The sequence below is a fragment of the Sphingomonas pruni NBRC 15498 genome (genome assembly GCF_001598455.1).
Taxonomy (GTDB): Bacteria; Pseudomonadota; Alphaproteobacteria; order Sphingomonadales; family Sphingomonadaceae; genus Sphingomonas; species Sphingomonas pruni.
In genome coordinates, this window is the sequence record NZ_BCYZ01000054.1 from 1 (window position 1) to 11,986 (window position 11,986).

10 protein-coding genes are annotated in these 11,986 nt (G+C 65.8%); 5 read left to right on the plus strand and 5 right to left on the minus strand.

Annotated elements, in window-relative coordinates; all coding sequences use genetic code 11:
• Positions 1–58: 58 nt before the first annotated feature.
• Entirely contained in the window at positions 59–1,483 is a 1,425-nt protein-coding gene (locus SPR01S_RS15170; protein WP_066590822.1) for an aldehyde dehydrogenase family protein, read from the minus strand.
• 122 nt (positions 1,484–1,605) lie between these two features.
• On the opposite strand from SPR01S_RS15170, the gene SPR01S_RS15175 reads away from it, so the two are divergent.
• The gene (locus SPR01S_RS15175; RefSeq protein ID WP_066590824.1) at positions 1,606–2,580 is read left to right on the plus strand and encodes a quinone oxidoreductase family protein; all 975 of its coding nucleotides are present in this window, start codon (positions 1,606–1,608) and stop codon (positions 2,578–2,580) included.
• 3 nt (positions 2,581–2,583) lie between these two features.
• Here the strand turns inward: SPR01S_RS15175 and SPR01S_RS15180 are convergent, their stop codons facing one another.
• On the minus strand, positions 2,584–3,369 hold the full coding sequence (locus tag SPR01S_RS15180; RefSeq protein ID WP_066590827.1) for a hypothetical protein: 786 nt from the start codon (positions 3,367–3,369) through the stop codon (positions 2,584–2,586).
• Between the two features lie 219 nt (positions 3,370–3,588).
• Here SPR01S_RS15180 and SPR01S_RS15185 point away from each other — a divergent pair, with 219 nt between their 5' ends.
• The 3 genes from SPR01S_RS15185 (at position 3,589) to SPR01S_RS15195 (ending at position 7,848) form a co-directional block, all read left to right on the plus strand.
• The gene (locus SPR01S_RS15185) at positions 3,589–3,972 is read left to right on the plus strand and encodes a BlaI/MecI/CopY family transcriptional regulator (RefSeq protein ID WP_066590828.1); all 384 of its coding nucleotides are present in this window, start codon (positions 3,589–3,591) and stop codon (positions 3,970–3,972) included.
• Positions 3,969–5,594 (plus strand): M56 family metallopeptidase, encoded by a 1,626-nt coding sequence (locus SPR01S_RS15190; RefSeq protein WP_066590834.1) that lies wholly within the window; start codon positions 3,969–3,971, stop codon positions 5,592–5,594. The genes SPR01S_RS15185 and SPR01S_RS15190 overlap by 4 nt, the downstream gene beginning before the upstream one ends.
• A gap of 163 nt (positions 5,595–5,757) precedes the next feature.
• A complete protein-coding gene (locus tag SPR01S_RS15195) occupies positions 5,758–7,848 on the plus strand; it encodes a TonB-dependent receptor (protein WP_157082284.1) in 2,091 nt (696 codons plus the stop codon).
• Positions 7,849–8,018: 170 nt separating this feature from the next.
• Here SPR01S_RS15195 and glnA read toward each other — a convergent pair whose 3' ends face one another.
• From glnA to SPR01S_RS15210, 3 genes are all read right to left on the minus strand, one after another.
• On the minus strand, positions 8,019–9,431 hold the full coding sequence (glnA, locus tag SPR01S_RS15200) for a type I glutamate--ammonia ligase (protein WP_066590838.1): 1,413 nt from the start codon (positions 9,429–9,431) through the stop codon (positions 8,019–8,021).
• Positions 9,432–9,581: 150 nt separating this feature from the next.
• Complete coding sequence (locus tag SPR01S_RS15205) at positions 9,582–9,920, minus strand: P-II family nitrogen regulator (RefSeq protein ID WP_066590842.1); 339 nt, start codon at positions 9,918–9,920, stop codon at positions 9,582–9,584.
• Positions 9,921–10,138: 218 nt separating this feature from the next.
• Complete coding sequence (locus tag SPR01S_RS15210; RefSeq protein WP_066590844.1) at positions 10,139–10,984, minus strand: alpha/beta fold hydrolase; 846 nt, start codon at positions 10,982–10,984, stop codon at positions 10,139–10,141.
• A gap of 120 nt (positions 10,985–11,104) precedes the next feature.
• Here SPR01S_RS15210 and SPR01S_RS15215 point away from each other — a divergent pair, with 120 nt between their 5' ends.
• Positions 11,105–11,899 (plus strand): helix-turn-helix domain-containing protein, encoded by a 795-nt coding sequence (locus SPR01S_RS15215; protein ID WP_066590845.1) that lies wholly within the window; start codon positions 11,105–11,107, stop codon positions 11,897–11,899.
• The last annotated feature ends 87 nt before the right edge of the window (positions 11,900–11,986 follow it).

An 11,986-nucleotide genomic window follows, 5' to 3' on the forward strand; every position in this document is an offset into this window, starting at 1 on the left:
CCCGCCGCTACACCCACCCCTTGATCCCCTCCCTGATCAGGGAGGGGATATGATGACTTCAGGCCGGTTCGCCGACGATCGTCTTCAATTCCATGAAGTCGGCGATGCCGTATTTGCCGCCCTCACGGCCATTGCCCGATTGTTTGTAGCCGCCGAATGGCGTGCCGCCGCCGCCCGACCAGGCATTGATCGTGACCAGCCCGGCGCGCAGTTTCGGCGCGACCTTGGCCGCCTCCGCGGGGTCGCCCGAGATCGTCGCCGACAGGCCGTACACGGTGTCGTTGGCCATCTCGATCGGGTCGTCATCGTCGGTGTACTTGGTGATCGTCGCGACCGGACCGAACGTCTCTTCGCGATAGATGCGCATGTCGGGGGTGACGTCGGTGAGCAGGGTCGGCTTGACGAAGAAGCCGGCGTTGCGGCCGTCGGGACGGCCGGTGCCGCCCGTAACCAACGTCGCGCCCTCGTCGATCGCCGACTGGATCAGCCCCTGGATCTTCTCATATTGCGCCTTGTTCACCACGGGGCCGATATGCGCGCCCATCACGGACGCCGCGTCGACCTTGGTCGCTTCCATGATTCCCTTCACAACGTTGGTGGCATCCGCGACCTGGCTGTCATGGACCAGCAAACGGGTCGGCGCGATGCAGCTCTGACCGCTGTTCGCCAGGACGCCCGCGATGGTCGGCGGCAGCACTTCGGGCAGATTGGCGCCCTTCAGCACCAGGTTCGGGGCCTTGCCACCCAGTTCCTGGTGGACGCGCTTGACGGTCGGGGCCGCCGCTTGCGCCACCGCGATGCCCGCGCGGGTCGATCCGGTGAAGCTCACCATGTCGACGTCCTTGTGGCTCGACAGCGCCGCACCGACCACCGGGCCGTTGCCGTTGACCAGGTTGAAAACGCCGGCCGGTACGCCGGCCTTGTCGAGGATTTCCGCCAGGATGATCGCGTTGCCCGGCGCTTCCTCCGAAGGCTTGAGCACCATCGTGTCGCCGGCGGCGAGCGCGGGGGCGACCTTGGCGCAGATCTGGTTGAGCGGCCAGTTCCACGGCGTGATCATCGCCACCACGCCGATCGGTTCGTGGACGACGCGGTTCTTGCCGACGCGCTCCTCGAACTCGAACTCCTTGAGCGCGGCGAGCGTACCCATGAAATAGCCGAGTCCCGCCGGCGCCTGCGCCATTTGCGCAAAGCCGATCGGCGCGCCCATTTCCTCGCTGGTCGCCGCGGCAAGATCGGGGATGCGTGCCTTATATTCCTCGATGATCCGCTCGAGCAGCGCGATGCGCTCGTCGACCGACGTCTGTGAATAGGTCTTGAACGCATTCTTCGCGGCGGCGACCGCCTTGTCGACATCCGCCTGCGAGCCCAGCATGATCTCGCTGACCGGCTGTTCGGTCGACGGGTCGATCACCTCGTGGCGGGTGCCGCCCTGGCTATCGACCCACTGGCCGTCGATATAATGCTTCAGGTAGCTCTTCATCCTCGCCTCCGCGCTTTTCAAATATCGGGTATGGTGGACGCCTAAATGGCGCGCCGCGAGGTAGGTTGCAACCCGAAACGAGACTCCCCAGTTGATGGCTCGTCGCAACGGGAGAACGGGACATGGCACGCGTCGCACGGATCGAACAGCATGGCGGGCCGGAGGTGATCCAATGGGCCGATATCGACCTGCCCGATCCGGGTCCCGGAGAGGTTCGGATTCGCTCGACCGCGGTCGGCCTCAACTTCATCGAAATCTATCAGCGCACCGGCCTCTATCCACTCAAGCTGCCGAGCGGCCTCGGTACCGAGAGCGTCGGCGTGATCGAGGCGCTGGGTGACGGCGTGACCGATTTTGCGGTCGGCGATCGCGTCGGAACGACCGGCCCGACGATCGGCAGTTACGCCACCCATCGCAACCTGCCGGCCGAGTCGCTGGTCAAACTCCCCGACAGCGTCGACGATCGCACCGCGGCGGCGATCCTGCTCAAGGGCGGGACGACCGAATTCCTGATCGAGCGCTGCGCCAAGGTGCAGCCCGGCTGGACCGTGCTGGTCCACGCCGCGGCGGGCGGCGTCGGGCATCTTGCAGTCGGCTGGCTCAAGGCGATCGGTGCGACCGTGATCGGTACGGTCGGGTCGGCCGACAAGGCCGAGCGCGCGCGCCGCGCCGGCGCCGACCATGTCATCCAGTATCGCGAACACGACATCGCCGAGAGCGTGCGCGAGATTACCGAAGGCCGCGGCGTGGACGTCTCGCTCGACGGTGTCGGCGCCGCGACCTGGGAAGCGTCGCTCAAATCGGTCAAAAGGCGCGGATTGATCGTCAGCTACGGCAATGCCAGCGGGCCGGTGACCGGCGTCGCGCTCGGGCAGCTCAGCGCAAGCGGGTCGCTGTTCGTCACGCGGCCGACGATGTTCCATTATTATGCGACGAAGGAAGAGCGCGACGCCGGCTTTGCGCGGGTGTTCGAGATGCTGGCCAAGGGCGCAATCAACCCGGAGATCGGCCAGACCTTCGCGCTCGAGGATGCGGCCGAAGCGCATCGCCAGCTCGAGGCCGGCAAGACCGAGGGCGCGTCGGTATTGCTACCCTGACCGTTATCGCTCGGAGGGTTGCGGCCCGCTTTCGCTTTGGTCGGCCCTTGCCGGCCTGAGCGTGAAATCGATCCGGATTTTCACCCATGCGCCGACCAGCGATTTGCCGCCGCGGCGCGGGGGCCGGACCAGGAATTGCCAAGCCGCCTCGCGCATCGCGCGGCCTAATCCCGATCCGACCGGCGACTCGCCGAGCGACCGGCAATTGTCGACGTGGAATTTCGGCATGGTCTGACACGCGATCAGCGCCCAACTGTTCGGGGGCGCACCCTTGGGCAGATAGCCGTTGAGTTGCGCGTCGGTCGGCTCGCGATACCATTCGGCGTAATAGAGCGGCTGGCCGCCAGGGCCTTCGCCGGGGCCGTAAGCGAGCTTGCTGTCGGGCCCGGGGTCGTCGCCATCGTCGTTGCTCGGGGCGCTCGATTTCAGCTTGCTGATGTCGGCCGCTCCGAGCTGGATCGGCAGCACGCCGGGGAGCGCCGCGGGCGGTGTCGGCACCTTGGGCGGCGTGATAACGGGCGGCATCGGCGGAATCGGCGTCGTCTTGCCAGAAGCCTGCTTGGCTGCGGCATGCGCCTTGGCGTGATGTTCGGGCGCGGTCGCCGCTTCCTTGTCCGATGGCGCGAAGCTGAAACTCGTCGCGCGGCGCCGCTCGGGCTTGGAGCCGGCGATGAAATGCGGGCCGAAGAGCACCAGCACCAGGATTAACAGCGCTTCGACGACGAGCGCCAGCACGAACGAGACGGTGCGGCGGCGATCGGGCAGAGCGAAGGGCAGAGACAGCCGCATTGGCGAGCCGCCTAGGGGCGCAAGTCCTCAGCGGCAACGGCGGATCGCTCGGTTCGTCGCATTCCAGGGTGCAGATCGAGTAACGGCGGCCCGCTTTCGAGGGTGGCCTACCCGGCGAAATGCAGGTGCGTGACGCCAGCGAACGGTTTTTCCGTGATTTTCCCGCTTGCAGTCGCGCTACAAATGTAGCACGCTACAAATGTAGCTAAGAGGTGAGTCATGCTTCCGCAATTGCCCCCACGCGAACGTCAGATCGTCGACCTGCTCTATCAAGGCGGCTCGCGCACCGTGTCCGACATCTGCGCCGCGCTGCCCGATCCACTGACCGGCTCGGCCGTCCGCGCCATGCTCAAACGACTCGAGGACAAGGGGTTCGTCCGTCGCGAAGACAGCGATCGGGGCTTTGTCTATTCGCCGACGGTTCCCGACAATCAGGCGCGGCGAACCGCGCTCAGCCAGATCGTGCGGACGTTTTTCAAGGGGTCGCCGGTCAGCGCGGCCAGCGCGCTGGTCGGTATGGCGGAAGAACTCGACACGCAGGAGCTCGACGAACTGGAAGCGGCAATCGCCCGCGCTCGCAAGGCTCGGGAGGGCGGGAAATGACGATGATCCTGCTGCTCCTCGCGCTGAAGTCCTTGCTCGTGGCCGCGGTGACGCTCGGCCTGCTGCGGCTGACTCGCGCGCGGTCGGCTGCCGAGCGTTCGACCATCGCTCATCTCGGGCTGTTCGCGCTCGTCGCCTTGCCGCTCGCCAGCCTCGCGTTGCCGACGCTGGATGTGCCGCTGCCCGCGCCGATCGCCCAGATGGCGACGGTCGATCGCGTCGAACGATCTGCAACGCCGTTGCCCGCAAGCGACAAGGTGGCGCCGATAGCCACTGTCGCATCGCCGGCAGAAGCCGCCGAGCCCGTTTGGGCCGACGCCTTATCCGGCGCGGCGCGATACGCCTTTCTGCTTCCAACGCTTGTCCTGCTTGCGCTGACGCTTGCCGCCTTGCTCCGCCTGATCGGCTTGCGGGCTCGCGCCGACGTGCTGGTCGACCCCGACTGGCTGAGCGCACTTGCCCGCGCACAAAGGCGGATGGGATTCAAGAACGGCACCGCCTTGCTCTGGAGCGACGAGCTTGGATCACCGGTCAGCTGGGGCCTGATGCGCCCGGTCATCCTCCTCAACAACGCTGCCGTGGCCGCGCCCGAACAGGCCGAGGCGATTATCGCGCACGAACTCGCCCATGTCGTCCATCTCGATTGGGCGAAGCTGATCCTGGCGCGCGTCGCCACCGCCACCTTCTGGTTCAACCCGCTGGCCTGGGTGCTGGCGCGCGAGGCGCACCAGTTGCGCGAGGAAGCGGCCGACGATGCCGTGCTCGCGGCGAACATCGCCGGGCCCGATTATGCCGAATTGCTGATCGGTGTCGCGCGCCATCAATGCCGCGGCGCCCTGCTCGGCGCGCACGGTGTCGCGCCGTCGAAGAGTTCGCTCGGCCGCCGCGTCCGCCGCGTGCTCGATCAGAGCCCGGCACGCGGACCGTCCGGACGGTCGTGGGTCGCCGGCTTCGCGACCGGCATGGCGAGCATGGCGGTGCCTCTGGCGGCGGTGACGTTCGTGCCGAGCCACACCGCGCTCGCCACCATTCAGACGTCGCAAAGCGGGCAGCGCCCAGCCGCGGGCATGCCGACCAATGGGTCGTCGGCTACCACCAGCGGCGCGGCAGCGCAGCCGGTGACCGCTTCGCTTGCGCCAAATGCCCCCGTCGCAACTTCGTCGCCGACGCCGCTGACGATCGCGGCGGGACAGGAGCAGTCTGCCGGAACGTTGGATCGGTCGGACAACGGCGATGAGGGCGACGTTCAGCGCGCGCTGGGCATCAGCGGCGAATATCGCCGCGGCATGGCCGAGGCCGGCTTTCCCAATCTGTCGAACGACCAGCTGGCGGAAGCGCGCGCCGGCGGGGTGTCCCCGCAATATGCGCGGGACATGCGGGCGACCGGCATGCCGCTCAGCCTCGACGACCTGGTCGAGGCGCGCAACATGGGCCTCAGCGCCGCCTATATCGCGGCGATGCGCGGCTTCGGGATCAAAGGCGGTCTCGACGATTACCAGGGCATGCGGTCGGTCGGCGTCACCGTCGAATTCGTCCGCAAGCTCAGGTCGCGGGGCGTGAAAACCACTGATCCCGATGAGCTGACCTCGCGCAGAGCCGCTGGATTCGACGGCGATCCCTGAGCCTCAGCGCCAGCCTGCGCCCTGATCGATAGTTCGTAACGCCCCAAGGGCGACTGACCACTCGCGACCGACTGCCCTCTCATTCGCCCGCACCGCGCGGCGCGGACCGATGGCGCGCGTCCATGGCGCGTCGCCCGACCCGAAACACACCAAGGAGTAGATCATGCCCGTTAACCTGCCGCGCACCGTTGGCCTACTCGCGCTGGCGACCGGCCTATGTGCCCCGACCCCGGCCTTGGCCGGCCAGGATCTGCCGGCGATATCGGACGGTACCGACGCGACGACCAAGGATGGCAACGTCTTCACGCCCGACTTTTTTGCGCGTTTCGCACCGCAGACCGCCTATGACATGCTGTCGCAGCTGCCGGGCTTCACCATCCGCGCCGCCGACGATACGCGCGGGCTGGGCCAGGCGTCGGAGAACGTGCTGATCAACGGTCAGCGCGTGACCGACAAATCGGGTGGCGCGGCGGCGCAACTGAAACGGATATCGGCCGGCGAGGTGCTGCGCATCGAGGTCAGGGAAGCCGCCTCGTTCGGCATCGCCGGCCTGACCGGCCAAGTCGCCAATGTGGTCCTTAAGACCGATATCAAAGGCAGCGGCAATTTCAGCTGGAGCCCGCAAGTGCGCGCGCATTATGCCGAACCGCGCTGGTTCGCCGGGTCGATCAGCTATAACGGCTCGGCGGGCGGGCTGGACTATACGCTGTCGCTTGAGAACAAGCCGTCGCGCGGCGCGCTCGGCGGCAACGACTATCGCATCCTGTCGCCTACCGGCACGCTGCTCGAGCACCGCGACCAGGTGAATTGGTCGAGCACCGACGATGCCAAGCTGTCGGCGATCCTGAAATATACCGCTAAGGACGGGATCCTGGCCAATTTGACCCTGAGCTACGATCCCTATTGGCAGCGCGGCGCCAACGATCAGCGCCGCATCCGCACCGACGGCAACGACGCGATGTGGATCAGCCTCAATCATACCTGGGGCTATCGCTACGACGTGAACGGGGACATCTCGGTGCCGCTGGGTGGCGGTCGGCTCAAGCTAATCGGCCTGCGCCATTTCGAGCACGCCCCCGCGCTGACCGATCAACGCACCGATTATGACAGCGGGGCGCCGAGCGATGGCCTGCGCTACGGCCAGGACGCCAGGACCAGCGAGACGATCGGGCGGGTCGAATATCATTGGAAAGACGGACCGAACGACTGGACGATCTCGATCGAGCGCGCCGACAATCGCTACGAACAGTTCAGCACGCTGGCCAATCTCCAGCCCGATGGCAGCTATGTCTCCATTCCCTATCCGCAAGGCAGCGGCATCGTCGCCGAGACGCGCTATGAGGGGCTGGCAACGCTGAGCCGCTCGCTATCGCCCAATCTCGATCTGCAAGTGGCCGGCGGTGCCGAATATTCCGAGCTTGGCGAACGCGGCAGCGGCGATAAGCCGCGGCGATTCTTCCGACCGAAGGGGAGCCTGTTGCTGGCATGGCGGCCGTCGCGCGGCTGGGACGCCAGCCTCAAGCTCGAACGCCGGGTCGGCCAGATCAGCTTTTCGGACTTCCTCGCCAATCAGGACGTCACCAACGACCGCGGCAACGACGCCAACCCCAATCTCGTCCCGCCGCAAAGCTGGGAAGCGACCGCGGAAGTCGCGCGCAATTTCGGCCGCTGGGGCAAGACGCGGCTGAAATTCTATCATTACCGGATCGAGGACATCGTCGACCATATCCCGGTCGGGATCGATGGCGATGCGGTCGGGAACCTTCCGCGCGCGACCCGCACCGGGATCGAAAGCATCAGCACGATCCAGTTCGACCCGATTGGCTGGAAGGGCGCGAAGCTCGACGCCGATGTCGGTATCGAACGTGCTCGCGTCCGTGACCCTCTGACCGGATCGCCGCGGGTGATCAGCAATACGCACGATCGCTGGGCGCAACTGACCCTGCGGCACGACGTGCCCGGTACTCAGTTCGCCTGGGGCGGCGAGCTGTCGTTCGATCATTACAGCCCGGTTTATTATCTCGACGAGGTCAATCAGCAATGGGAAGGCCCCTATGTCAGCGCCTTTGTCGAGCTCAAGAACGTGCGCGGGATGAAGGTCAATTTCCAGGTCTTCAACCTCAACGACGGCCATGTCCGCTATTGGCGCGACGTCTATTCGGGCCGGCGCAACGTCGCGCCGCTCGCGTTTCTGGAGCGCCAGCATCAGCGGGTCGGGCCGATCTTTACACTGACGATCAGCGGGACGTTTTGAGATTGGCCGTGGATCGATCTCGATCAAAAAAAAGGGCGCCGGGATTGCTCCTGGCGCCCTTCTTTCCTGGTCCCGCCGCGGCAAAGCCGCGTCGTCGGTCCTCGCGCTGCGAGGCCGGCCGACAGCGCGAATGCGAGCTCCGCTCGCACCAGCGCGGTCGTGGCCGCGCTTTACGCGCTGTAGTACATATCGAACTCGACCGGGCTCGGGGTCATCTCGAACCGCGCGACGTCGGCGCGCTTGATGTCGATATAGGCCTCGATCTGGTCCTTCGAGAACACGTCGCCCTTGAGCAGGAAGTCCATATCGGCTTCCAGGCTGTCGAGCGCTTCGCGCAGCGATCCGCATACGGTCGGCACTTCGGCCAGCTCGGCCGGGGGCAGGTCGTACAGGTTCTTGTCCATCGCATCGCCCGGATGGAGCTTGTTCTGGATGCCGTCGAGGCCAGCCATGAACAAAGCCGCATAAGCGAGGTACGGATTGGCCATCGCGTCGGGGAAACGGACTTCGACGCGCTTGGCCTTGGCACCGGTGCCGTACGGGATGCGGCACGACGCCGAGCGGTTGCGCGACGAATAGGCCAGCAGCACCGGAGCCTCATAACCCGGCACCAGCCGCTTGTAGCTGTTGGTGGTCGGGTTGGTGAAGGCGTTGAGCGCCTTGGCGTGCTTGATGATGCCGCCGATGAAATAGAGGCACATGTCGCTCAGGCCGGCATAGCCGTTCCCGGCGAACAGCGGCTCCTTGCCGTTCCAGATCGACAAGTGCGTGTGCATGCCCGAGCCGTTATCTTCCTTGATCGGCTTGGGCATGAAGGTCGCCGACTTGCCATAGGCATGGGCGACCTGATGCACGACGTACTTGTAGATCTGCATGCGGTCGGCGGTCTGGGTCAGCGTACCGAAGGTCAGGCCGAGCTCATGCTGAGCGGCGGCGACCTCGTGGTGGTGCTTGTCGCACGGCAGGCCCATCTCGATCATCGTCGAGACCATTTCGCCGCGGATGTCGATCGCGGAGTCGACCGGTGCGACGGGGAAGTAGCCGCCCTTGGCGCGCGGACGGTGGCCGAGATTGCCGCCTTCATATTCGCGGCCGGTATTGGTCGGCAGCTCGATATCGTCGATCTTGTAGTAGGACGTCGCGTAGCTCGTTTCGAACTGCACGTTGTCGAACATGAAGAACTCGGCCTCGGGGCCGACATAGACGGTGTCGCCGATGCCCGTGGTCTTTAGATAGGCCTCGGCGCGCTTGGCGGTCGAGCGCGGGTCGCGAGAATAAAGCTCGCCGGTCGACGGCTCGACGATGTCGCAGACCAGGATCAGCATCGGCGTCGCCGAGAACGGATCGACATAGATCGCGTCGAGATCCGGCTTCAGGATCATGTCCGACTCGTTGATCGCCTTCCAGCCCTCGATCGACGATCCGTCGAACATGAAACCGTCGGTCAGCTCGTCCTCGCCGACCACCGACGACACCATGGTCAAATGCTGCCACTTGCCCTTCGGGTCGGTGAAGCGGAGGTCGACCCACTCGATCTCCTCGTCCTTGATCTTCTTCAGAACGTCACTGGCTGTCGTCGCCATAACCCCAGGCCCTTTCTCTTTCGGTCGTAAATCCGGCGAACCGGAGAATCATGTTGCTCGTGCGAGCCCTGCTGTCACATTATGTTGCAGTGCGTCAAATGTCATGCTTGCCCAAGTTGGGCGTTGGTCTCGTTTCCTTAGATCGCCGCCCTAGATCGCTGCTTCGTCGCGCTCGCCGGTGCGGATGCGCAACACGGTTTCGACGGGCATGACGAAGATCTTGCCGTCGCCGATGCGGCCGGTCTGCGCGGCTTGCGCGATCGCCTCGACCACGCGTTCGGCGAGCGCATCCTCGACCACCACTTCAAGCTTCACCTTGGGCAGGAAGTCGACGACATATTCGGCGCCGCGATAGAGTTCGGTATGGCCCTTCTGGCGGCCAAAACCCTTGGCCTCGGTCACTGTGATGCCGCTGACACCGACTTCGTGCAACGCCTCCTTCACTTCGTCCAGCTTGAACGGCTTGATGATCGCCTCGATCTTCTTCACGCGGAATTGCCCCCGGTCTCTCGCCCTATGGGTTGTTTGCACACAGCCTTACATGAAGCGTGCCAGAACTCGCGCGCGAAGGGCATGGGCCGAGCGGGAGCCGATATCGACTCTAGCAAATGCCTCGAAATTAGGCAGCCCCGTTTCGACTGCCCGTTGGCGCGGCACGGCGGCCGCGTGCCGAGGCCAGCCGATCGGCGAACGGCTGGGGCTATAGCCTAGCTGCGAACGAAGCGGGCGATATCGGCGGAGAGACGGTCGCTTCGCGTCAGCGGCAAGCCGTGCGAGGCGCCTTCGTACACCAGCAACTCGCTGCCCGGGATCATCGCATGCGCCAGCTCGGCGCTCCGCTCCAGCGGGCAACTCTGGTCGGCGCTGCCATGGACGATCAGGGTCGGGCAAGTGAATGCCGCCATGTCGGCGCGGACATCGGCGTTGATGTTGGTGCGGCTATGCTCGATCGCCGCGTGCAACGTCGTACGAAGCACAAGTCCGGTACCCCAGGCGACCAGATGCGGGGACACCGGTTCGGGCGCGAAGAACGGTTCGGCCATCGCCGCGACGAAGGCGGGACGGTCGGCCATCATTGCGGTCACCTGAGCGGCGAGGGGCTCGGTGCGGCTGGCCGGATCGGGAAACAGACCGGGCGCGGTGCCGGCGACCAGGATCGCCCCGGCCACCCGGGCGGCGCCATGCCGCGACAGATAGCGGGCGACCTGGCAGGCGCCCATCGAATGGGCGACCAATGTCAATCGCTCGAGCCCGAGCCGCTCGATCACGGCGGCGAGATCATCGGCCAGGCCGTCGAGATCGTGCCCGGCGGCCGCCGGCGAGGATCGTCCGCATCCGCGCTGGTCATAAGCCACGCAACGGTGCCCCTGCCTAACCAGGTCGGCGGTCTGGCGCTCCCAGAACTCGGTGTTCATCGCCCAGCCGTGGACGAACACCAGGGTTGGGCCGTCGCCCATATCCTCATAGTAAAGCTGCTCGCCATCGGGGGTCGGGATCAGGCCGCGGCTCGGGCGGAGCGTCTGGCGGGAAGCAGGGTCGGCGATCGCGTACATGACTGTTCTCCTTGGGGTCTGTGGCCCCATGATGCGGATTGGAGCAGCCGAACCAATTACCTGCCAGGTAATGGCGCGTCGTCGCGGGGCGGCTAGGATGGCGGGCGAAAGGATGGCTCAATGGTGCAGATGTCGAGTGAGGTGGGGGCGATGCTGCGCGACTGGCGCGCGCGCCGGCGGGTAAGCCAGCTCGACCTAGCGCTCGATGCCGATGTATCGCCGCGTCATCTGAGCTTCGTCGAGACGGGCCGGGCGCGGCCGAGCCGCGATCTGCTGCTGCGCCTGTCCGAACAGCTCGACGTGCCGCGTCGGGAGCAGAATGCCTTGCTGCTGGCCGCGGGCTTCGCGCCGGCTTTCCCCGAACGCGATCTCGCCGATCCGGCGCTCCACGTGGTGCGTGCCGCGCTCGACACGGTGCTGACCGCGCACGAGCCTTTCCCGGCGCTGATCGTCGACCGTCACCTGACGATGATTTCGGCCAACCGTGCGCTGGCGCCGTTGATCGAAGGCGTCGATCCCGTGTTGCTCGAGCCGCCGGTCAACGTGTTGCGGCTGACCCTCCATCCCGGCGGCGTGTCGCGGAACATCGTCAATCTCGCCGAGTGGCGCGGCTTCCTGCTGCGGCAGCTCGACCGCGAGATTGCCCAGACCGGTGACGGCACGTTGATCGCGCTGCGCGAGGAAATGGAGCTTTATCCCAAAGGGCCGGCGTCGGACGCCCGGCCGCGCGATTTCGCCGGGGTCGCGGTACCGTTCCGCCTCCAGCGCGGCGACCGCGTCCTGTCCTTCTACAGCGCGCGCACCGTGTTCGGCTCGCCGATCGACCTGACGCTCGACGACCTCGCGCTGGAGACGTTCCTGCCGGCCGACATCCACACCGCAGAGGCGATGCGCGAGCTCTGTCCGCTGGCTTAAGCTCCCCTCCCTGCAAGGGAGGGGCAGGGGGTGGGTGCGCGCGTCTGCGCGCTCAGAAAGACTCAAAGCGGATCGGCAGAACAGCAT

Coding starts and splice junctions, on each gene's coding strand:
- SPR01S_RS15180 (WP_066590827.1), bottom strand. CDS start 3,369: ATGCGGCTGTCTCTGCCCTTCGCTCTGCCCGATCGCCGCCGCACCGTC.
- SPR01S_RS15175 (WP_066590824.1), top strand. CDS start 1,606: ATGGCACGCGTCGCACGGATCGAACAGCATGGCGGGCCGGAGGTGATC.
- SPR01S_RS15190 (WP_066590834.1), top strand. CDS start 3,969: ATGACGATGATCCTGCTGCTCCTCGCGCTGAAGTCCTTGCTCGTGGCC.
- SPR01S_RS15195 (WP_157082284.1), top strand. CDS start 5,758: ATGCCCGTTAACCTGCCGCGCACCGTTGGCCTACTCGCGCTGGCGACC.
- SPR01S_RS15210 (WP_066590844.1), bottom strand. CDS start 10,984: ATGTACGCGATCGCCGACCCTGCTTCCCGCCAGACGCTCCGCCCGAGC.
- SPR01S_RS15185 (WP_066590828.1), top strand. CDS start 3,589: ATGCTTCCGCAATTGCCCCCACGCGAACGTCAGATCGTCGACCTGCTC.
- SPR01S_RS15215 (WP_066590845.1), top strand. CDS start 11,105: ATGGTGCAGATGTCGAGTGAGGTGGGGGCGATGCTGCGCGACTGGCGC.
- glnA (WP_066590838.1), bottom strand. CDS start 9,431: ATGGCGACGACAGCCAGTGACGTTCTGAAGAAGATCAAGGACGAGGAG.
- SPR01S_RS15170 (WP_066590822.1), bottom strand. CDS start 1,483: ATGAAGAGCTACCTGAAGCATTATATCGACGGCCAGTGGGTCGATAGC.